8 protein-coding genes and 1 pseudogene are annotated in these 23,361 nt (G+C 59.6%); 2 read left to right on the forward strand and 7 right to left on the reverse strand.

Translation table 11 applies throughout. The annotated features are described in order from the left end of the window. Positions 1-5 precede the first annotated feature (5 nt). The gene (locus CAF74_RS06025; protein ID WP_085745665.1) at positions 6-1,580 is read right to left on the reverse strand and encodes an arylsulfatase; all 1,575 of its coding nucleotides are present in this window, start codon (positions 1,578-1,580) and stop codon (positions 6-8) included. 204 nt (positions 1,581-1,784) lie between these two features. Continuing rightward, complete coding sequence (locus tag CAF74_RS06030; protein WP_256578347.1) at positions 1,785-2,576, reverse strand: transporter; 792 nt, start codon at positions 2,574-2,576, stop codon at positions 1,785-1,787. Positions 2,577-2,816: 240 nt separating this feature from the next. Here CAF74_RS06030 and CAF74_RS06035 point away from each other — a divergent pair, with 240 nt between their 5' ends. Continuing rightward, positions 2,817-4,427 (forward strand): mechanosensitive ion channel family protein, encoded by a 1,611-nt coding sequence (locus CAF74_RS06035; RefSeq protein ID WP_085745667.1) that lies wholly within the window; start codon positions 2,817-2,819, stop codon positions 4,425-4,427. 21 nt (positions 4,428-4,448) lie between these two features. Continuing rightward, positions 4,449-6,140, forward strand: a complete 1,692-nt coding sequence (gene aspT, locus CAF74_RS06040) for an aspartate-alanine antiporter (protein ID WP_085745668.1) — start codon at positions 4,449-4,451, stop codon at positions 6,138-6,140. 9 nt (positions 6,141-6,149) lie between these two features. Here the strand turns inward: aspT and CAF74_RS06045 are convergent, their stop codons facing one another. The 5 genes and pseudogenes from CAF74_RS06045 to CAF74_RS29590 form a co-directional block, all read right to left on the reverse strand. Beyond that, a complete protein-coding gene (locus tag CAF74_RS06045) occupies positions 6,150-8,246 on the reverse strand; it encodes an HlyD family efflux transporter periplasmic adaptor subunit (protein ID WP_085745669.1) in 2,097 nt (698 codons plus the stop codon). Next, a complete protein-coding gene (locus CAF74_RS06050; protein WP_176240474.1) occupies positions 8,246-9,592 on the reverse strand; it encodes an efflux RND transporter periplasmic adaptor subunit in 1,347 nt (448 codons plus the stop codon). The genes CAF74_RS06045 and CAF74_RS06050 overlap by 1 nt, the downstream gene beginning before the upstream one ends. Continuing rightward, a complete protein-coding gene (locus CAF74_RS06055; RefSeq protein ID WP_085745670.1) occupies positions 9,589-10,362 on the reverse strand; it encodes an efflux RND transporter periplasmic adaptor subunit in 774 nt (257 codons plus the stop codon). The genes CAF74_RS06050 and CAF74_RS06055 overlap by 4 nt, the downstream gene beginning before the upstream one ends. After that, entirely contained in the window at positions 10,343-11,881 is a 1,539-nt protein-coding gene (locus CAF74_RS06060) for a TolC family protein (RefSeq protein ID WP_085745671.1), read from the reverse strand. The genes CAF74_RS06055 and CAF74_RS06060 overlap by 20 nt, the downstream gene beginning before the upstream one ends. A gap of 51 nt (positions 11,882-11,932) precedes the next feature. Continuing rightward, positions 11,933-23,238 (reverse strand): annotated as a pseudogene (locus CAF74_RS29590) (VCBS domain-containing protein). Positions 23,239-23,361 lie beyond the last annotated feature (123 nt).

Genomic DNA, 23,361 nt, shown 5'->3' on the forward strand with positions numbered 1-23,361 from the left:
TTTTATTATTTTTGCTGTTTCATTTTCTCCTCGATTTTCTTGTCTACGTCAGCCCTGACCTGATCGATACTGAAACTGGCAGGGCGTTGGCTTGGCGGATAATCTACGAAGGTCTGCAGGAAAGCTGCGGCTTTACTGATGCCCTGAAAGATCAGGAAATCGTTCTTCGCTACCCAGTCGTAGTACTGATCGGAGACAACGTCGGCGCGCTCGTAAGGGTCCATGCGCAGATTGAAAATTTTAGGTACGCGCAGGCAGGTGAAAGGTTCGCTCCACACTTTGAATCCACCCGGTGCACGTTGTTCACAGAAGACGAACTTCCAGTTGTCGTAACGCATGGCTACCAAATCACCATCATCACTGAAGTAGTAGAAGTCGTTCCGTGCGCTCTTGTCAGTTTTACCGGTCAGAAAATCAAGCTGGTTGTAGCCGTCCAGATGAACCTTGAAGTTCTTTCCACCGACGTCAGCCCCCTTCAGCAGGCGTTCCTTGATATCGGTATCGCCCGTTGCGGCAAGCAATGTCGGAAACCAGTCCAAGCCGGACATCATCTGAGTAGAAACCGTGTCGGCCTTGATTTTTCCAGGCCAGCGCACAATCGCCGGCACGCGGTATGCACCCTCCCAGTTAGAGTTTTTCTCGTTACGGAACGGAGTCGTTGCAGCGTCCGGCCAAGACCATTGGTTCGGGCCGTTGTCAGTGGTGTAGACCACGATCGTGTTGTCGGCAATTTTCAGATCATCAACTGCTTTAAGCAGCTTGCCTACATCACCATCGTGTTCCAGCATGCCGTCAGCGTACTCATTGCCCGGCATGCCACTTTGGCCCCTCATCGACTCACGCACATGGGTGAATGCGTGCATACGCGTGGTGTTCATCCAGACGAAAAACGGTTTATCGGCCTTCGCTTGTTTGTCCATGAAGTTGATGGCGGCCTGAGTGGTCTCGTCATCGATGGTTTCCATACGCTTTTTGTTCAACGGCCCGGTATCTTCGATCTTGCCGTCGGCAAAGCTGTGGATTACGCCACGAGGAGAGGCAGCCTTGACGAAGGCCGCATCGTCTTTTGGCCACAGTTCGCGCTCGGGCTCTTCTTCGGCATTGAGGTGGTAGAGGTTGCCGAAGAACTCATCGAAGCCATGGTTGGTGGGAAGGTATTCGTCCTTATCGCCCAAATGGTTCTTGCCAAATTGTCCAGTCGCATAACCCTTTGCTTTCAGCGCTTGAGCGATCGTGACGTCCCTTGCTTGCAGCCCGACTGGAACACCCGGCATACCAACTTTGGAAAGTCCGGTACGCAGTGGTGATTGACCGGTGATGAATGTCGAACGCCCGGCGGTGCAACTGTTCTCCGCATAGTAGTCAGTGAACATCATGCCTTCTTTGGCAATCCGGTCGATGTTTGGCGTCTTATAGCCCACGACTCCATGGGAATAAGCACTGATGTTGGTCTGCCCAACGTCATCGCCAAAAATTACGAGGATGTTAGGTTTATCGGCGGCTGAAACGGCTGTAGACAACGTAATGAGCGAGGTCGCCACGATGGCGAATTTGGGTAACCACTTGCGTACGCTAGTCATAAGACTGGCTCCTTGGCCGGTGGGTCGCACAAATGCGACTTTTATGTCAGATGCGGTCCTGTTTATGCTGCGAATGCGGTGCGTAAGTTCAGCTGGGTCCAGAAATGAACAGCACAATTCGACAACCATAAGGACGATAGTCCAGCACTGGATATTTGCCCGATCTTGAGCCTCGCTTTTGGGATAAGCGGCACAAAACAATAGTCAACGCGGAAATAAAAAGGTGATTGCCGCGCGAAATCCCCACCCCTCAGGACCGTCTTCGGAACTATCGACCCAGTAACGTGGCCCGGCCTGGACTGTCAGCGGGTGGCCACCGATTTTCAACAATTGAGTAACCGTAAGATTGATCGGAACCGACCATTCTTTTTGCCGCCAGTTATAGGTGGACTCGCCATTAATGCCATACGTCGTGAATTGGCTCGTGGTGTAGGAAAGGAACGGTTGCAGGAAAGTTTGATTGACCTTGTCCTTGTCATCTGGCGGGCTACCTTCTAGCCCCCATAGGTGGTTGGCGAGGACTCCATGCGTCCAGCCATTGGCTTGCTTGAGCGCTACGATCGTAGGCCCGGCCGCCCATTGCTTGCTGCTCAGCAGTTCATCACTACCGGTTGGAATCAGCAGAGCAGGGCCCGCGCCGAGTATCCAGCCGCTGTCGGTGGATTTTTTTGGGGAAAAGAAAAAGCTCTGGGTAATGTCACCCACGCCGGACTTGTCGGCTGCGCCACCTGCAGCAAGACCATGTTGGTCGATCACTGGCAGGATGGTTCGGGAAATCAGGTTCCAGTTTTCGTTCAGGGTAAACGGTAGCACCGGTTGAATGTTGGTGACGCTTTGCATTCCTTTGCCGGTGGGACCTATCTTTTGATCCCAGTTGTATTGCACGGGCAGGCTGTACATTGCGGCGACGGGGTTGAGTGCTTGTTTGGCAAGTTCGGCGGAATCTTCTGCAAAGATCAAACCGCTGTGCAGTAACGCCAAGGTCAGCGGCAACATCAGTAGACTCGGCCTGGACATGATGATCTTCCTTGTATGTAACCAACCGGCAAATTTGCATCAACGCGTTTACCCCAGCCAGCGTAGTGGGCGAATTCCGATTCGTCGTCATGACCGCATATTTGTGGGCACCAAATGTGCGAAAAAAGCTGGGTGTTCATATCTGACAACCGTTCATCGCTGAACTACGCTGCGTTTTGTAGTTCACGAACTCATGCCTGATGCCTAAGGAACAGACGCATGCAGAACCGGTTTTCTGTGCTGATGATGATCGTTTTCAGCGTCGTCTGGTCTGCGCTCGTTTGGGCTGATGAGAATGGCGCGTCGGCTGAGCAGGCTGTTGAACTCAAGGTTGCGAACCGCAGTATCATGGTCTTTCGCGCTACATTGCTTGGGGAGGCACCAACGTCTCGAGTCAAGCGCGCAAAAGCAGTGATCAGCGAAGCATTGGAAGAAGCCGACGATCTTGCAGTCAGCATTGACTCTATTCAGGACAGTTACCTGATATTGCTGGGGACCAAGCGCGCGTTCATCGTTTCACCCAAAGACGTCGACAATCTCCAGTACCCCTCGGTGCAATTGGCAGCAGAGGCCGCTGCCGAGAAATTGCGTCAGGTTGTCGCGGAAACTGGCGAAGCCCGTAGTCTGAAACTTATGGTGCGGTCGCTTGGCGCAGTAGCGATTGCTACAGGCATTTACTTCGTGTTGCTCTGGGGAATTGCCTGGCTGCGCAAGAAATTGCTGCGCAAATTACCCGAGTTGATGCATCGCCATACACAAGCGCTGCGGGTAGGTCGCATTCAGTTAGTTGATGCCAATTACCTGTATTCGCTGGTCAATCGACTGTTTTGGCTCGTGCGCTGGCTGGTGATCCTGCTGCTGACTTACGAGTGGCTGGGTTTTGTCCTGTCACGCTTTCCCTACACCCGCCCTTGGGGCGAAAGCCTCAACAGTTACCTGGTTGAGGTCGCGAGCTATTTGCTTCAGGCCATCATCGACGCGGTTCCTGGACTTGTGATTGCCTTGGCAATCTTTTTCATGGCTCGAGGAGCAACTGTTTTCAGTCGGCGTGTGCTCAGACGCATGGCGACACCAGGAACATTCAGCTGGCTGAACCACGAGACCCTGCACCCGACCCAGCGACTCACCTCACTGGCGATTTGGCTATTCGCATTGGCAATGGCCTATCCGTATTTACCCGGGGCCGGTACCGACGCGTTTAAAGGACTGTCCGTGCTGATCGGTCTGATGATTTCTTTGGGCGCGACTAGCGTAGTCGGTCAGGCGGCAGCTGGACTGATCCTGACCTATACGCGCACCCTGCGACCCGGCGAGTTCGTGAGGATTGGCGAATATGAAGGTACGGTGACCGAGCTTGGCATGTTTACTACCAGTATTCGCACTGGTCTTGGAGAAGTACTCACCTTACCGAATTCGATGATCACCGGTGCTGTAACAAAAAACTACTCACGTACCGTCCAGGGTCCAGGGTATGTGGTAGATACCGTGGTAACCATCGGGTACGACACACCTTGGCGCCAGGTGGAAGGCATGTTGCTGGAGGCTGCGAGACGCACGCCCGGTGTAGTTGAAAATCCCCCCCCACAAGTTTTCCAGACGGCCTTGTCCGATTTTTATCCAGAGTACCGGCTCGTCGCTCAGGCGATTCCCAGCCAGCCGCGTCCGCGTGCCGAGCTGCTCAGTATGCTGCACGCAAATATTCAGGATGTGTTCAACGAGTACAGCGTGCAGATCATGTCGCCGCACTATCTGGGCGATCCGCAACAAGAGAAGTGGGTGCCGAAGGACCAGTGGTACACCGCACCGGCGCAACCACCGAAGAATCAGTGACCGTTGCAAGGAGTCCGCGACATGCTCGATTTCATTCTGCACGCGCTACGCACTGATCCGGAGATCGCCGTGTTCCTCGCGATTGCCCTGGGCGTGTTTGTCGGCCGGATTCACATCGGCAGTTTTCACCTCGGTTCCGTGGCTGGTGCGTTGCTGATGGGTCTGTTGATTGGGCAAATTGGTCTGGAAGTGCCGGCGGGGCTGAAATCGGTGTTTTTCGTGATGTTCATCTACGCCGTCGGCTTCAAGAGTGGTCCGGAGTTTTTCGGCAGCCTTAATCGCGGCACGATGAAACTGGTACTGCTATCGGTGGTGCTGTGTGCCACCGCCCTGGGTGCAATTCTGCTGATGTATGCGGTGTTCGATTTCGACGCCGGGTTTACTGCAGGACTTGGTGCTGGCGCGCTGACCGACACGGCGATCATGGGCACAGCGACTAGCGCAATCAACCAATTGACGATTGATGCCGCTGCCAAGGCGCAACTCAACAGTCACATGGCCATTGCCTACGCCATTACTTACCTGTTCGGCACTATTGGTTTGATCGTGTTTGTCGGCAGCATTGCGCCCAAGCTACTCGGGGTGAACCTGCGCGAATCGGCGCGCGAACTGGAGCTGGAACTGGGCATCGCCAAGGAAGAGGAGGCGATCACCGTGCCCTACACCCGCATCGTCGTTCGGGCTCACCAGGTGGCGAGCAATGGCCAAGCGGATGGCCAGCGCATCGTTGATTTTGAGAAGTTGCATGACTCATTGACCGTCGAGCGCGTGGTGCGGGCAGGACAGATCATCGAGCGCGATGAAAATTTCGTCCTCATGGCCGGCGATGTCCTTGGCGTGTATGCCTTGCGCGACGCGGTCGGCACGCTCAGCCATTGGGTTGGTCCGGAGATCGATCACCCTGAATCCTTGTCTTTTCCGACCCGCGAAGTGGACATCGTACTGACCTCGGCTGAGTTCGCCGACACAACCATTCATCAAGCCAGAGCCCGGTTGGGCATTGATGGGCGACTAGGGTGTTTCCTCAATACCATTACGCGACAGGGGTACGAACTGCCGTTGCTGCCCAACACGGTACTACGCCGGGGTGACGTGCTTACGTTGACCGGTCGCACCTCGAGTGTCGAAGCGTTGGCCAAACGTCTCGGGCGCATCCGAAAGAACAATTACAAAAGCGACATCGCTATGCACACTCTGGGAATGGTACTCGGCTCGCTGTTGGGATTGTTGTCGACCCACATCGGCATGATCCCGGTGGAGCTGGGCATTGGTGGCGGTGTGCTGGTCGCTGCTCTGGTGATTGGCTGGTATAACTCGCGCCACCCGGAAATCGGTGCACTGCCGCCAGCGGCGCAATGGGCTTTTTCCGAGTTCGGTCTGACTGCGTTCGGCGCAGTGGTGGGTTTGCTCGCCGGGCCGGCGGCGTTTGCTGCGATGAAAGAGCAAGGCTTGGCGTTATTGTTGTCCGGCGCGGTGGTGACGATTTTACCGCCGCTGGTGGCGCTGTATTTCGGCCGTTACGTGCTGCGCCTGCACCCAATGATTCTGTTTGGCGCGCTGGCCGGGGCACAGACCGAAGCGGCGTCGATGAACAAGATCATCGAGCAGTCCGGCAGCAACACGCCGGTGATTGGCTTCACGGTGTGCTACGCGATTTCCAATGTGCTATTGGCGGTGTGCGGGCCGATTATCGTGTTTGTCGCCGTCGGCTAACAGAACAAGTCAGAAACCACTTTCGCGCAGCAACACCGCCAGCACATGGGTCGCACCGTCGCCCAGCAAACTGCGCCGTTTGCCCTCGATCTTCAAATGCCCCCGTGTCTCGCGCAGATTCGGCACTGGCTCGTCCAGTTGAATCAACACCTGAAACAGCGCACTGCTGGGAATCAGCGAGTGTTCGGCATTGGTCGTCGGCACCGGGCCGCCGAAGCGTGAAGACAGCATTCGGTGCGCCAACTGACTGGCACGGGTGCTGCCGATCTGCATGACACGACCGAATCGCGGCGTGGTCTGGCCGTCCGGGTAAAAGCGCACGTGATCACCGGTGGATATGCGGTGTACCTGATCCTGTGCAACATACGCGTCGACCTGCCAACTGCGCGGATCGATCAGCATGCCCAGCGGCTCCTGCCTACCGATCCATTGCCCCGGCTTCCAGTCTGGATTGACGTCCAGCCACACGCCGGCAAACGGTGCCTGCAAGTTCAGCCGGGAGATTTCCGAGCGGGCGGCGCGGGCCTCTTCGAATTGCACGTTGAGGCGCTGGCGGGTCACGGCGTCTTCAGCAAGACCACCGGGGTCGGCGATCAGCCCAGACAGCCGAGCCTCGTAGCTACGAGCGCTCGCTTCGCTGGTTTGCAGACGCGAGGCGATGTCCGGCTCATCAAGGGTGATCAGGGTTTCCCCGGCCTTGACCGGGGCGTCCGGGTGAATCGATTGCAGGCGTGCCGGATAGGGCGCATACACACGCAACTGGTGTTCGGCACGGGCCACGCCGACCGCATCGATCTGCGTACGCCAGGGGATCGCCAGAACGACCAGAATCGTCAGCAGCACGGTATAAAACGCCACTTTGCGGCGGTTCGGAATCACCGTGCGGTTTTTCCACCAATGACCCAGCTCGCGCATTACCGGCATCGCGATAAACCACGACAGTTCGACCATGAACAGGAAAATCCCCAAAATCTTGAAGAAAAAAAGATAGACCGCCAGCGCTATCCCCAGAAACAGCATCAGCCGATACAGCCAGGTAATGATCGCGAAGGTCACCAGCAAACGTCGCTGACCGGTCGGAAATGTCTCTGGCCAATCTTCCTGCAAACCCAGCAGATTGCGCCGCAGCGTCACCCGCGCAAGCGCTGAGGCGCGTTCGTGCAGGTTGGGAAAATCCAGCAGGTCGGAGAGGATGAAGTAACCGTCGAAACGCATGAACGGACTGGCATTCAGCGCCAGTGACAGCAGCCAGCTGGTGGTCGCCAGATACAGCAGGGCATTGCGCAACGCGCCGGGATCGCACAACGCCCAACCCAGGGTCGACAACCCGGCCAGCGACAGTTCGGTAATAATCCCCGCCGAAGCAATCGCCAGGCGTTGCCGCGAGCGACCGAGTTTCCAGCTCTCGCCGGTGTCGGTGTAGAGCATCGGCCACATCACCACAAACGCTATGCCCATGTGTCCGACGCGCAGCCCCAGGCGCGTGGCGACCAGGGCATGGCCGAGTTCATGCAGGGTTTTCGCGACGATCAGCGCCAGGGCAAAACTGAACAAGCCTTCGGTGGAAAACGACTCGACCACGGCACTGGTGAACACGTCCCACTGCTGCAACACCAAGATGATCCCGAGCAGGCTTAGGCTCAGCACCGTAATCCCGGTCAGTGGATGAAACAGCCAACCCAGCATCCGCGCCAGGTATTGCAACGGTCGTTGCGGGCGCAGCAGCGGGATGCGGAAAAACAGGTAGTGGTGCAACCACCAGCGCCACGTCAGCCAACCGCCTTCTCCGCTTTTACTCTTCAGCCGCTCCAGCGCGGCAGGGCCGGCGCGCAACAACTGGTGTTGTTCGAGAAACTGGCGGAAGTCGAGCACCTGTTCGACATCCGGTTTCAGCGCAGTGTCCTCAGCGATCTGCTCGCTGATTTTGCGTGGCGACTGGCCCCAGCGCAGCAGGCATTCGAATTCCAGCCAGCCAATCCGGTAGAAGCGGTTGATCACCGTGTCCTGAATCACCCACGCCGGTTCGCCATTGCTGCCATGGGCCGCTTCGCTCAGGCGCAAGTCTTCGCGCAGGGGCGGCACGGGCAGATCGGCCGGATCGAGCATTACCAGCCACTCCAGGCACGTAGCGTCGCCAGCGGTCGGCGCAGCAGGTAATAACCGAGCATCACCCGCCCGCCGTAGATTTTCGCCGTGCCGTGCAGGCCGAGTCGCGCATGTTCCGGTGCGCCGTCGATGCTGGCGAGCAGGCGATAAGCGACCACACCTTCGTCGCTGGGCCGCGCCTGATAACTGGTTTCGAGGATCTGCCCCTTGAGCGGCGTCAGCGGGTACGCGGTGAGGAACAAGGTGACCTCGGCGCCCGGTTCCAAAGCGATCGCATCGGCGACGGCCAATTGAAGGAGCATTGCCGGTTGCGTCGGGTCGGCCACTTGCATGATGCGTTCGCCAGTCACCACCGGTTTGCCCAGCCAGTCGTTGGGGTCGCTGAACACGGCGACACCGCCGCGAGGAGACAGCACTTGCGTACGTTTCAGTTGCGCATGCACCGCCGCCAGTTCCGCCCGCCGTTGCTGAGCGCGACCGGTCAACAACGTTAGCTCACTCTTGCTTTGCGGGTTGTCGAACGCCCGTTGGCTGGCCGCCTGCAACTCTGCATCGGCGACCGCGACTTCCTTGCCGAGCACTTCGGCGCGGCTGCGAAGGGTGGTTTCATCCAGCGAGAACAGCGCTGTCCCGGCATCGACGGGTTGATTCGGACGCACCTGAATCTTTTCGATCACGCCATCAATCGGCGAGCTGATGATCTGCGCCTGCCGCGAGACGATTTCCGTCGGTGCCAATGCCGTTTGCCGCACCGGCAACAACAGCAGTACAGCGAGCACAATCGCTACCAGCAGCAGTTGCTTGCGATTCGGCCGCCAGCGACTGAAACGCTTGCGCCGGGTCAGCGCCGACCAGCAATACGCCCACGTCGCCACCAACCCTTTGAGGTGTTGCCACAACACGGCCGGCGGTTCCTGCTCCAGCAAGATGATCAACAGGCCCAATCGTTGATTGTCACGATCCTGCACCGGCACGCACCACAGCCCTGACGGCCACCATTCGTTCCAGCCTTCGGCAATGTCTGCTGGTGGATTGGCGCTGTCCTGAGCGATCCATACCGGCTCGGCGTCTGGCACCCGCGCCGCGACCCAGCGACTGGCGCGGCGCAGCCAGACCAGATACGGCGAATCCTCACTGGGCCGTGACAAGCCCGAGACATTGAGCAATTCCAGTGAGGATTCGCGCTGGGCGAATACCAGGGCCTGATGAAACTGCAGCAGCGGGTAGAGATCGTTGGCCATGCTGAACGCCAGGTTGTTCAGCGAGTCGGCGGCCATGGCTTTGTCTCGCAGCGCGTCGAGTTCGAGCAGCAGGTGAGGGTGCGGCAGCGGCTCATTCATCGTCATGGGCGTGCGTCTTGGTCGAAATGCGCGGTGCCGCTCATGCCAGCCATCAGGTCGGGGTACTTGTTGTCGAGCCGAGCTTCCAGTTCGACGGTTTGCGCCACCGCATCGACCCGAGAGTTGATACCGCTGACATGGGCCGGGTAGGTCTTGCCGGTTTCGTGGATGCTGACTTGCAGCGGCAAGCCGGGTTTGAGGTCTTTGAGCAGATTGGACGGCACGTTCAGGCGCACTTTCAGGGCACCATCGCTCACCAGATCGAACAGCGGCGTGCCCGCCGTGACGGTTTGATACGGTTTCACGTAAACCTTGGCCACACGTCCGGAAAACGGCGCAAGCACTTGGCAGTAACTGCTTTGAGCCGCGCCCATGGCCCGCGCGCCATCGGCCTTCTGCACTTCGGTGTTGGCCATCGAAACTTCGATATCGCCCACCGCGTTGAGCTGGCGCAATTGCTGTTTGGCCTGAAGGTTTTGTTTGGCCATGGCCAGTTCTGCCGCTGCAACTTTCGCGCGCGCTTCGGCCTCGTTGCAATTGAAGCGTGCGAGCAATTCGGCCTTGGCGACCGGTTCACCGAAACCGGCTTTCAATTCGCCCAATGTGCCGGCCATTTGGCTGGACAGGGTGGTTTCCAGTTCGGCGGCAAGCAGTACACGAATCGCACTGGCACTTTCCAGCGCCGGGGCTTGCGCATTGTCTTGAGCGTGGACGGACAGGATGAGACTGGCCAACAACAGGGCCCCAAAACGGGCCTCAAGGGCGATTTTGCGCATTCGGCGATCCTTGCGAAGTGGCAGCGAGCAGACGTTGTTGTTCTTGTTCATTCAAGGTGCGTTGGATTTCCCGGGCCAGTGTCTTGATGTCGTGTTGCGAGATTTCCTTGGGCAATACGTCGAGGCCAACCGAGTTGTACATCCGCCCCCATGCAGCTTGAGCACTGGAGAACGCCGCTTCACGCTGATAACGCGAGAGCAGATAACGGCCTTCAGAGCGGATTACTTCCAGTTCCGAGCCCAAAGCGCCGGTTTTCGCCGCTTGTGCGTAGTCGAGCAGGCTGCGATCGACGCGCAGGCTGTCTTCGGCAAACTCGACTTCCTGACGAGCCAGTTGATAGCGCAAGGTGCCGACGCGCACCTGCGTGAGAATTGCCATCGACAGCGCCACTCGGCGGGTGTCGTCGGTTTCGTTCTGAGATTTTTCTGCGGCGTTCAACGACGGCAATTGCAGCAGCCGAATGAGGTTCATCGACACTTGGAGACCGGTACTCATCCAGTCGTTGTTGTAAAGGTACTTGTTGGAGTCGTACTTGTAGCCAAAATCGACGCTGACGTTGGGCCACAGCTGCGCCTTGGCAATTTCCAGATCCTTTTGGTTAACGCGTTTGCGATACCACTCTTCCATGATTTCCGGGCGGTTTTCCAGCGACAACTGTTCCAGCCGCGCCATGCTCTGGCGAACTTCTGGCAGCGGTGGATCGGGCATGTCGGCGAGGATCATTTTCGAGCCAGGGGGCAGAGACATCAGCGCCGACAGCTCGGCCTGGGCGAATTCCAGATCCTGGCGGCGCACGGTCAGCAGATAGATCGAGTCGAGAAGGGCGCGTTGATAGGCGAGGATTTCCTGGCGCGGCAGCAAACCACGGGTTTCGGCTTCGCGGGCCGAGGTCAGGGCGGTATGGGTGCGCATCAGAAGTTTGTCGACTTCCGGCATCAAACGCTGGGCGCCGAGTGCGCGCCAATAGGCGTTGCGTACGTCCTGCAGAACGTTCTGCGCGACTTTGCGCCGGCGTTCTTCAGCCATCAGGATCTGATCGGATTTCTGTTGTGTGCGGTAATAGGCAACACCGAAATCCAGAAGGCTCCAACTCAAACCCAGGCCATAGACTTCACGATAACGTTCTTCCGAAGTCGATGGGCGCAAGCTGACCTGGCGGTCTTCGATGCCGATCGAGGTGCCACCGGAATCGTTATCACGTCCGGCATACCCGGCCGAGGCGACCAGCCGCGGGAGCATTTCATGGCTGGAGACATCGCGCAGGTCTGAAGCCAATGCGCTTTCCATGAGTTTGAGGCGGTAGTCCAGGTTGTATTTCAGCGCCCGCGCCGCCGCTTCGTAAAAGGTGATCGGCGTGGTTACCGGCTCTTGGCCTGAATACATGCGTGACTGGTCAGCGATGATGCGCTGGCGGTTTTCTTCATCGGTGGAGGGTTTGGGCTCCGTTGAAGAGCAAGCACTGAGCAACAGTGCAGAAGCGATGGCGGTAATGAGAAGCCGGGTCGCATGTATACGCATGTTCATTCCTTTGCATTCTTGGAATTTTTCAGTTCAGCGGCGTTATTGCGGCTAGCGCCGCTGCGCTGCATCACGCAATTGCGCGCTGAAGCCCTTGGCCCGTGGTTTTTCCTGTTGATTTTCAGCGTGTGCCGGACTGTGCGTCATATCCGCCGGGTTCAAGGTGAACAACGACGGATCGCTCAACAGCCCATCGGCACTCAACCCGGTACGGCCTTGACGCCCCTGAATCCACAGAAGATCCAGTTCGCTTTCCAGGCGACTGGTACGCACCGCTTGCTGGACGAATTGCCCCGGCACCAGCCCCAGCCCATTGCCCACCGACTCACTGGTGAACTCACCGACCGCTGCCAGACGCAGGTTGCTGCCATCGACGCCCCAGGCCGACAGCTCGGAGATTTGCGCCTCACGCTCAACCACTGGCGTGACGAAAACCGCCGGTTGTGGATCGGGGATGAGGAAGTTGCGGTTGAGGGTGTTCGGGTCGCGCTCGAAGTTGTTGCCACCCGGCGCCGGAATGAACGGCGTAGCGATGTCGAGGGTGATCGTCAGTTCAGCCTGATCGCTGGCGCCGTTACGGTCATTGATGGTGTAGGTGAACACGTCCCGCAGGATCTGCCCGAGACCGGCGGCGGCCAGCACCGCCGGGTTGTTCTGATCGATGGTGTAGGTGTAGCTGCCGTCGGCGTTCAATACCAGCGTGCCGTAGAGGCCAATGATCGACTGGCCGATCACACCCGCAGTCCCTGAACCCGCCTCGGCGCCAGTGCGGATCCCGACCACCACCAGGATGTCGTTGCCGTCAACGTCGCGGTCATTGGGCAACACGTTACCGGTGGTTTGCGGGGCAGGAGACTGGTCGCTGGCAAAACCGCTGTCGTTCTGCGCCAGCGGTGCGTCATTGGCGCCTTGAATAACCACGGTCAGCCGCGCATCCGAAGTCGCGCCGGCAGTGTCGACCATGCGATAGGTGAAGGTTTCGCTGAGGGTTTCACCTGCCGTGCGCAACGCCTGCACCACGGGATTATTGTTGTCGATAACGTAGGTGTAGGTGCCATCGGCATTCAGTGTCAGTTGCCCATAGAGGCCGATCAGCATTTGCCCGGCACCTGCTGACTGACCGGCCTGATTGCTGACGCTTTGCACCTGTTTGCTTTCGCCATTGACGACGCTGTCGACGTCGTTGTCGTTGTCCAGCACGTTGCCATTGGCGTTGCTGCCCGGCGTGCCGTTGTTGACACCCCCGGCTTCAACCGCCGTGGCGCTGTCATCAGTGGCGACCGGGGTGTCGTTGCGACCGTCGACAGTGATGCGCAATTCGGCGGTGCTGGTGGCGCCCCAGCGGTCGACGATGGTGTAGGTGAATACTTCATTCAGGGTCTGGCCGCTCTGGCGCAAGGCCTGGACGGCGGCCAGATTGTTGTCGACAGTGTAAGTGTAGCTGCCGTCGGCGTTGATCAGCAGGTCGCCATACAAGCCGCGCAACGACGTGCCGACGCTGCCCACTGTACCGATGTCGCTGACGGTGCCTGTGTGAATGCCGATCACCGACAGCGGATCACTCTCCGCGTCGGTATCGTTGTCCAGCACATTGCCGCCGGGGTTGAGTCCGGGTTGATCGTTGTTGGTGCCACCGGCTTCGATGGCGGTGGCCGTGTCGCCATTGGCCACCGGCGCCAGGTTGCGCCCACGAATGATGATGTGGATTTCCGCCAGATCGTTTTGCCCGCCACGGTCGCTGACCTGATAGGTGAAGCGCTCGTTGAGAAATTGCAGCGGGCCGAGGGCCTGAACCGCGGGATTGCTCGAGTCGAGGTTGTAGGTGAAGCTGCCATCGGCGCCGATGATCAATTGCCCGTAAAGGCCATTGATCAGTGTGCCGTTGCTGTTGTCGGTACCGGCCGTGACCCCGGTCAGACTGCCGCCAGCGTCTTCCGTGCCGAAACGAATGCCGGTGACCGTCTTGCTGTCCCCCTGGTCAACGTCGGTGTCATTGGGCAGCACGTTGCCGCTAGGGTTGACGCCGTTGCCCTTGCCGTTATCTGCCACGGCCAGGACGGTATCGTTGGCCGCGACCGGCGCATCCCAGGCACCGTCGATTCGGATGCTCAGTTGCGCGGTGTCGGTGGCCCCGGCGATGTCGCGCAGGCGGTAGGTGAAGGTTTCCACCAGCGAATCGCCGAGCTTCAGCGCCTGCACTGCCGCGAGGTTGTTATTGACCACGTAGTTGTAAGTGCCGTCGGTATTGAGGGTGAGGGTGCCGTACAAACCGTTGAAGGTTTGCGCGCCGACGACGTTGATAAAGGCGCCACCCGCCGCTTCGTTGCCCGTGCGGATACCGGTGACCAGTTTGGCGTCGTTGGCATCGACATCGTTGTCGTTGTTCAGCACATTTCCGCTTGGATTGACCCCGGGCGTGCCGTTGAACGTTCCACCGGCCTCGACCGCCACCGCGCTGTCGTCACTGGCGATCGGATTGTCGTTGGCCCCGCGCACGGTGATGGTCAGCGTCGCGCTGCTGGTGGCGCCGGCCAGGTCGCGGATCCGATAGGTAAAGGTTTCCGTGAGGGTGTCGGCATTGCTGCGCAGTGCCTGGACCTGCGGATTGAGGTTGTCGACCACGTAGCTGTAACTGCCATCGGCATTCAGGGTTAGAACGCCATAGGTGCCATTGAAACCGCTACCGATCAGGCCCACCGACGAGCCCTGACTGACGCCGATGACACTAAGCACTTCGCCGTTGCCGTCGACATCGCTGTCATTGCTCAACACATTGCCGGTCGGATCAGTACCCGGCGTAGTGTTGTTCAAGCCTCCGGCCTCAACAGCAGTGTTGCTGTCGTTCTGGGCGATCGGGGTGTCATTGCGCCCCTGAATCGTGATGTTCAGCGTCGCGCGATCGCTTGCGCCGGCGGCGTCGATCACCTCGTAGCTGAACGCATCGAGCAACGTATCGCCGGCGCGCAAGGCCTGCACGGCGGCCATGCTGTTGTCGAGGCGATAGCTGTAGCTGCCGTCGGCATTCAGTGTCAGCCAGCCGTATGTACCGCGCAGCTCAGTGCCCAAAGTGCCGGCAGTTCCGGTGCCGGACTCTGTACCGGTGCGCACCGAGGACACAGCGCGGGTTTCACCATAATCGTAATTGGGCAGGTCGCCGGGTACTTCGCCGCCGTCGACGTCGCTGTCGTTATCCAGCACGTTACCAGCAGGATCCTGACCGGGCTGGCTGTTGTTCAAACCACCGGCCTCAATGGCCACGCCTGAGTCGTCGTTGGCCCGTGGGTTGTCGTTCTGCCCGCGAATCAGCACGATGATTTCCGCGGTGTCGGTTTCTGGAGTGGCGCCGACGCCATCGCTGACGGTGTAGGTGAAACGCTCGGAAAGCAGATCCACGCTGCGGCGCAGGGCCTGAACGTCAGGGTTGCTGTTGTCGACCTCATAGACATAACTGCCGTCGGGGAAAATCGTCAGCGTGCCATACAGTCCGGCAATCACCGTACCGCCGACATTTACCGCGATCGGTGTTCCCGGATCGCCGCTCGCTCCGGACTTGATCAGCGTGACTGTCAAAGGGTCGCCATCGGGATCGGTGTCATTGGCCGTGACGTCGCCCGAAGGATTGACGCCCGGCGTCAGGTTGTTGATCCCGCCGGCTTCAGTGGCGATAGCGACGACGTTTTGCGCCACCGGTGGATCGTTGACGCCGTGCACGGTAATCACCAGTTGCGCGGTGTCGGTCAGGCCGGTGGTGTCGGTCACGCGGTAAGTGAAAAACTCGGTCAAAGTCTGCCCCGGCGCCAAGGCCTGGACCGCCGAATTGGTGCTATCGACGTCATAGAAAAACGAGCCATCTGCGCCGATGCGCAAGGTGCCGTAGAGGCCGACCACCACGGTGCCGTTGGCTGAGGTGGTACCGGTGGCCACGCCACTGAGCACGTCGACGGCCGGGTTGTAACTGGCTTCGCTTTTGTTGATTACACCATTGACCTGCAATTGGCTGCTCGGCCGGTCATTGGCGTCGACGTCCTGATCGACACCATTGCCACCGGGTTGGGTGATTGGCCCGGGGCGGCTGGGGAACTGAATCACGTTGCCGCTCGGATTGCTTTCCGAGGCGTTGCCATTAGTCGACGCGGCTTGTGCTGACGCCGCATCATCGCTGGCCACCGGGTTGTCGTTGGCGCCCTGGATGACGATGCGCAATTGCGCGACATCATCCAGACCGCCGGTATCGGTCAGGCGATAGCTGAAGAACTCGACCAATTGTTGACCGGCGCTGAGCCGCTGAACTGTTGCATTGCTGTTGTTGACCACATAGCTGTAGGTGCCATCGGGATTTATGGTCAAGGGCCGTAGAGCCCGGCAATGGCCGTTGCGCCGCTGACGGCAGTGAAATTGCCGGCGCCGGCTTCGGCGACCGCTCGGATACCGGTCACGGTGCGGGTTTCCCCGTTGGCCGCGCTGTCGACGTCCTGATCATTACTCAACACATTACCGGTGGCATCGCTGCCCGGCGTGCCGTTGTTAACCCCACCGGCCTCGATGGCCACTTCGTCATCGTCAATACCCTGCGGCGTGTCGTTGGCACCTTGAAGGGTGACGGTCAGTGTTGCTATCGAGGTGGCCCCGGCAAGGTCCGCGAGGACGTAATTGAAGTTGTCCTGCAAGGTCTGGCCCGACACGCGTAAGGCCTGCACGGCTGCGTTGTTGTTATCGACGACATATTGATAGGAGCCGTTGCTGCCAATCACCAACTGACCGTACAGGCCATTGATCACGGTGACGCCGAGTACTGGCGTCTGAATGCCGGCGCCAGGGCCGACCGACACCACATGCAGTTGATCGGCGTTGGTGGCGATGTCAACGTCGGTGTCGTTGCTCAGCACATTGCCGCGTGGGTCGATACCGGCGGAGGCGTTGTTGGTGCCGCCAGCCTCCAACGCCGTGGCGCTGTCGTTGACACCCACTGGGTTGTCATTCACCGCGTCGAGGATGATTTGCAGGCTGTCAGTGTCCGTCAGCGCATCTCCGGCCGTACCCGGGAGACCGTCGCCGTCGGCATCGCCGTAGTTGCCACGATCGTTGGTCAGCACGGTCAGGGTGTCGGTGCCATTGAAGTCGGTATTGCCCAGATAACGCAGGCTAGCCAGCGCGGTGTTGATGTCGGCGAGGTTGCCGGTCAGGGTCATGCTCGCGGTATTGGACCCGCTGACCGTGACACCCGGCACGGTCGCGCTGAGGAACAGTGTCCCGTGAGTAACCGTGAGAATAACGCTGATGGCGCGGTCGTTGACGTTCGGATCACGGTCGGCATCAGGATCAGCGACGCTGATACCGCCGATAGCCAGCACCACATCTTCCTGGCCATTTTGTGTGCCGGGGAGGGTGTTGACCGGGGCGTCGTTCTGTTCGACGTAACCGGCATTGGCACTTTGCGTATCGGCGTCGCCCAACGTGATAGTGATCTGGCCAAGGGTGCCGGCATCACTGTCAACCCGTACGCGCAGATCACCCACCGGTTGCGGATAACTGACCAGCCCCGCCGGCACGTCAATACGAAACACGCCCAGCGGCAAGACGCCGAAGTGGTACTGACCGTTGGCATCGGTCGTGGTGCTGAATTGCAGGTTGTCGGCGCTGGTGTCGAGGCGTCCGTCGGCCCCGGCCCAGGTCAGGGTCACGGTTTGCCCGCCCAGACCGGGGCCGTCTGGCGTAGCGCTGGCAGTCGGACTGGTAGTGTCGTTCCACAGGGCGCCGGTGATCACGCCGAGACCGGCGGTGTCGCGCAAAATGTACTGGTTCGGGCCGACGGCGCTGCCATCGCGTTCACCGGTGGTGGTGCCATCGACCCCGACGCTGTTGCCGCCCCAACTGGTGAAGTCTTCAGGCAGGCTGCTCCAGGTCAATGTCGCATTGCTGCTGGCGACAATGCTCGAGTTCGGCAGATCGACCGAATAGCGCACCTGAATCTGCGCGCCGACATCCAATTGATCGAAGTTGACGCTCAAACCGCCGCTGGTACTGAAGCTGATCCCCGCCGGCAGGTTGCCCGGGCCGTAACTGACGCCGTTGATGCTGACGCTGAGCAAGGTGTAATTGCTGCCGCCGGCAAAGCCGTCGCTGACGCGCGCATCGAACGCCGGCAGACCACCGTTCTGGATAAAGCTCAGTTGCACGGTAGCGTTGCCGGTGCTTCCGGCGGGATTGGGGTTGAACGCGACAATCTGCTTGTCGAGGCCGCTGAAGCTCGGCTCGACCACACGTTCGAACACCGTGTCACTGACCGCACGCCCGGCACCGTTGACGATTTCCCTTGCAGTCACCGCCAGTTGCGCGCCGGCAATGTTGGCGGCGATGTTGGTTACGCGCACGTTGAATTCGATCGAGATGCCTTCCAGATCATCGTCGTTTCCATTTCCGTTGACCACGTTACCGAGATTGAAAGTCACTACCTGGGTGCCATCGGGGTTGGTGACGACGGACAGCCGACTCGGGTCGAAAATGCCTTGCGGCGCCAGACCTGACAGGTCGGCGGTGATCGGCAGGGCTTCGGGGCTGTTTTCGTTGCCGTCGATGTTCAGCGTGCCACCGACGATCAGGTTGGCATCACTGATCAGCCCTCCGTTGGAGATGAACGCGATGCGCAAGGCATTGACCAGCGCGTCCGGCGAGATGAACTGCAAGCCGTTGGCCAGGGTGATCTGCACTTGATAGTTGGGGTTGTTGCCTTCTGGCACCAGCACCACCACGCGGTAGCGGATCACTTCGCCGACGGTCACCTGTTCGATGGCAGCGGTGGTGGGCGAGGGCGCGGCGGTGTCTGGCAAACCGCCGACACGGGAGATCTGAATGGCCTGCGCCACGGGAATCAGCAGAGTCGACAGGTTGCGGTAATCATTGAGGGTGCCGCCATTGAGCGCGCCGTCGACGCCGGTTCGTTCGCCACTATTGCCACCGTCGAGGCTGGTCCATTGCACGCTCGCCACGTTGGCAATATTCGACAGGGCCGCAGCGCTGGCGTTGACGATGCCGCTAAGCTGCAAAACGATGCTGCCGCCCTTGGCAATATCGATATTGGCGCCGCTGGCGGTGCGCAACTGGCCGCCGACGATTTCGAAGGCAACACCGCCGTTGTTGGTCGCACCGTTCTGATACAGCACGCCGACCAGCGTGACGTTGCTGAGTTGGGTCGGCAGGGTGTCGAGGAAAGTGATGTCGAACGCACTGAAGTCGGTGCTGCCGTTGCCGTTGCTAAGGGTGATATTGAAAGTCACCGTATCGCCCTGGTCATAACCGCCCAGACCCGAAGTCGAGGTGATGACCTGATTGATCTGCAGTGTCGGTTCGCGCAGGGTCACGGTGGGCTGACCGCCGCTCAGGGCAACGTTGCGGTCCAGCGCGACGGTACCGTTTGGCGTGTCACCATCCGGGTCACTGAAAATCAGTTGTGCGTTGTTCTGCAGTGAGACGTTGGCCTGGTTGGCAATGACGTTGCTGGCCACCAGTTGCAGACGAATCACGAAGGTGTTGTTACCGGTCTGGTTGTCCGTTGACACGCTCGAGACGCTGAAGGTCCAACGCCCATCCACACCGTCGCCCCCCAGTGCGCCGCCAATCCCGGCGAAACCGCTAACCAGTACGCTTCCAGCGAAATCCGCGCCGAGAGCGCCACTGCCGGCGCGGGTGGTGATGATCTGATAGCCGAGGCCACCGTTGAAACTGGTGTCCAGACGCATCCCCGGCGGGATCAGGTCTTCGATGCGCAGGTTTTGTGTGGTCCCTTCGGGCAAGGTGATCACGATGTCGTAGCGCATGCTTTCGCCGACCACCAGATCGCTGCCGTTGGTGTGACTGGCGCTGGAGTCGCCATTGTCCAGTGTACCGTCGGCAAAGACCTTGCTAATGACCGGCGCGGCAATCTGCTGGCTGGCCAGGTCTGTGAGGTCGGTGGGGGTGAAATCGCTGCCGCCGTTGACGCTGGCGTAATTGCTCAGAGTGGCGGTGGATTGCAGGCTACGGCTGGCCTCGATCGTCGCACTGACCACTACGTCATAACTGATTATCACAACGTTGGCACCGCTGGTATCGGCTGCCGTACCGCTGCGCCCTGCCAACAGACTGGCTTGGCCGCCGGCGTCAAGGAAGGTGATCTGATTGCCGCTGACGCTGTAGTCGGTACCGAGCACCAACAAGGTGCCGTCGCCGCGATAAATCTGCAGGTTGGCCGCCGCCAGACTGCCACCGACGAAGCTCAAGCCAGAGGGCAGGGTGATGCTGGTGCTGACGTCAAACGCGCCGCCACCACCGCTGTTCTCAATGGCCGTGACCAAACGCAAACGGTCGGCGCCGTCGATATTGCTGATGTTGCCGTCGACTGCCGAGAGGTCGGTGACACTGCCGTTGAACGGTTTGCCCGCGGTCCCTGGCGGATTCCAGCTACCGGAAGTACCGGTCACCGTGCCGTTGGAGCCGGACACCACGCCGTGCTTGATATTGAGCACCGGTTCGGCGACCGACACGATCGCAACGACGTCAGAGGAAATCAGCGTGCGGTCGGTGAGGGTGGTCTGCTGGCTCGATTGCGCGAGGACGTCAAGCGAACGCTGGTCGGCAAACGGCTGGTCCCCGACCCTGACCGTGAAGCGAATAACGATGCGGCTGCCGGTGGTGGTGTTGGTGGCAAAGCTGCCGAAATCGAACACCACCGAATTGCCGTCGGCGCTGGTGACGCTGACCACGCCACCGGCATTGGTATTGCCTGCGCCCAGCTCCCATTGGCCGACATCACTGCCCGAGCCCCAGGTAATCGCGCTGACGTTGAATAACGGCAGCGGCAGGTACGCGGTGAGTTTGAACTGCTCGTAATCGCCGGTGACCAGGTCGTAACTCAGCTCGAAGGTCACTTCATCGCCGGGGCGCAGTTCTCCGTTGCCCGGCGGTGCGCCGTTATTGACCTCGACCAGACTGATATCGACATTGCTGGTGGGAATAACGCTGGTGGTGGCGGAGCCGTCGGTTTCACTCTCGCCCGTCAGGTTGAAACGATCGACCAATAGCGTGCCGTCCACGGTAGCGGTGTTGCCCAGTTCGTCACCTTCGTTGATGTCCGGATGCGGGTTGCCTGAAGGCGGCTTGTAGGTCTGGCCGACGACGGCGGAATAGCTCAACACCGCAACCACGGCGCCCTGCAACGTGTCGTCAAAGGCCAGGTCACCGTTGAGCCAGCCGCGAATGTTGTTGAATGCATTACGCAGCGACTGGGCAATGTCGAACACCATTGACGTGCTGCCATCGGCGTTGTTCACCACGCTGGTGACCAGAGTAATGGTCTGCGCGACGCCGTTGATGGTCACCGTCAGGGTCGGCGTGCCGCTGAAGATCTGACCATCGCTGAGCTGGTCGCGGATGACCAGTTGGCCCTCATTGAAAAAGTCCTTGCCGAAGGCAAAGTAGTCGGAAATTGCCAGGTTCAGGGTGTATTGCAGGGTGTCGCCGGGGCTGATGCCGCTGTGGCCGATGTCGGTCTGCATCGTCGCGGTTTTCAGCAGCGTGATCGATTTGGCGATGAATTGCGTGCCTTGGCCGGTGCCGCTGAAATCAATGGTGGTGTTCGGCGCGGTGAGGTCGCGCGGATCCAGTGGCACCCATTGCCCGGAAGCGGTCGGCGGGCCAAGCGTTACGGTCACGGCGTCACCGGTCACCGGGTTGATCACGGGCTGGCCGTTGGCGTCGACTTCAGGGACGTAGAACGCAACCACGGTGTCGGTCTTGCCAGAAAGGCTGGCGTACTCGACGGTGAACGAATTGATATAAACGTCGTTGGCCGCAATCAGCACAGCGATTTGCGCCGCATTGGTCACCACAGTGCCGTCGTGCAGTGTGATCGAGGTCAGCCGGCCTCCAGCGCCGGGGGTAATCGAGTTGACCTGAATATTGTCTGGCAGGGGCTGAGTAACGACGACGTTGGTCAGCGTCTGGCCGGGCGCGGGCGTCGCCGACAGGGTTAGCGTCCGCACATAGTTGGGGCCGGTGGCAGTTTCACCTTCTGGAGTATTGATGGTTTCGCTGACGGTGATCACCGTCGGGTGCACGACGAAGGCAGCGGTGCCGGCCTGGATCAGGCTCGGATCATTGGTCGGGTTGTCCAGCGCGTCATTACCGAATTCGAAGCCGCCACTGGCGCGAATGGTCAGGTCAGGCGAACCGTTGGAAAACGCCGTGTCGGCAAGATTGCTCAAGCTGGCGGTAACCTGCACACCGATCACCGGCTGCTGGTTGGTGACGCTGGCGAAGGGCAACTCGATCACCACCAGTTTGTCGCCGGCGCGCATGCCGTAGGTGGCAGCGTTGATGATCAGGAGGTTGCCATTGGCGTCTTTCGCCAAGGGATGCGTAGCGTTGCCGTTGGCGTCGAACGTCACCACGTGACTGATCAGGTTTTGCCCCAGGTAGGTGGCTGAAATGAAATTGATGCCGTCGTCGCCATCCTTGCCGGTGACCGGTATCGCCAGATTGATGAATGGCGCGTAACCCACCTGGGTCGAGGTGTTGCTGAAGTTCACGGTAAAAGTGAAGCGGTCACCGAGCAGCACATCGCTGCCACCCGTGGACACCGTGGCGGTCGGTGCCGCATCGGCCAGCAAGCCGTCGAAATGGGCCATGGCGAGGCTGCTGATAGCAATGCTCTTATCGAGGTCACCAACCCGGGTTTCCAGGGTCCAGTCACCGCCGGACTTGCTGCTGCCGGTGTCGTTGCTGGAGGCGCCGACATCGGCGCCAGTCCAGCGCGCCAGCTCGCTGACCAGGGTTTGCCCGGCCGCACCGGCGCCCACATCGCAACCATAGAGCTGAATGTCCGCACCTTGGGTCAGATTGTTACGCCACTGTTCGAGGGTCTTGCCCAGCGAGTCGATGTTGTCTGAGGTGACGGTGCGGTTACCCAAGGTGAATTGTCCGGCGCCGCCATGGGACATGATCTGGATCGAATCGACCTTGCCCAGTTGTGCCAATGCCGCAGAGATCGCCGCCAGACCGTCTTCGCCGACATTCACCACAATCGCTGTGACATTGTCCGGCAACTGCGCGACCAGTTGATCCCTATTTTCAATGCGGCTGTCGATCACCAACAAACTGCGCGCTGCAGACGGTGCTTGCTCGGTATCGGCCCGGCCTTCAGTGGGCGTTGCGTGAGGGACTTGAGCCTCTACCGCAGCCGGCTGGGCGGCAGGATCAGTGTGATGCTGCTCGACCGTCGCTGAGGCTGCAGCACCATCGAACAGGATCCTTGGCTCCAAAGCCAACGACTGACGCTGCGGACGCAGGTGTGCGCCGTAAAATACACCCCGTGAACCATTCATGATCGGCCCTCGTACTACGTGCTGAATCATTCCATTGAATGCCGACGCAGTGCGACGGACACATCAAGCGTAGGAGTAGCTGGCGTCTTTTACCAAGTCATCTGCGGTCATCTGTGCCTTTTT

The organism is Pseudomonas sp. R45(2017) (assembly GCF_002112305.1).
GTDB classification, from domain to species: Bacteria; Pseudomonadota; Gammaproteobacteria; order Pseudomonadales; family Pseudomonadaceae; genus Aquipseudomonas; species Aquipseudomonas paraglycinae.

Bases quoted from the DNA above. Each gene is read 5' to 3' on its own strand.
- aspT (WP_085745668.1), top strand. From the start codon at position 4,449: ATGCTCGATTTCATTCTGCACGCGCTACGCACTGATCCGGAGATCGCC.
- CAF74_RS06060 (WP_085745671.1), bottom strand. From the start codon at position 11,881: ATGCGTATACATGCGACCCGGCTTCTCATTACCGCCATCGCTTCTGCA.
- CAF74_RS06050 (WP_176240474.1), bottom strand. From the start codon at position 9,592: ATGACGATGAATGAGCCGCTGCCGCACCCTCACCTGCTGCTCGAACTC.
- CAF74_RS06055 (WP_085745670.1), bottom strand. From the start codon at position 10,362: ATGCGCAAAATCGCCCTTGAGGCCCGTTTTGGGGCCCTGTTGTTGGCC.
- CAF74_RS06035 (WP_085745667.1), top strand. From the start codon at position 2,817: ATGCAGAACCGGTTTTCTGTGCTGATGATGATCGTTTTCAGCGTCGTC.
- CAF74_RS06030 (WP_256578347.1), bottom strand. From the start codon at position 2,576: ATGTTGCCGCTGACCTTGGCGTTACTGCACAGCGGTTTGATCTTTGCA.
- CAF74_RS06025 (WP_085745665.1), bottom strand. From the start codon at position 1,580: ATGACTAGCGTACGCAAGTGGTTACCCAAATTCGCCATCGTGGCGACC.
- CAF74_RS06045 (WP_085745669.1), bottom strand. From the start codon at position 8,246: ATGCTCGATCCGGCCGATCTGCCCGTGCCGCCCCTGCGCGAAGACTTG.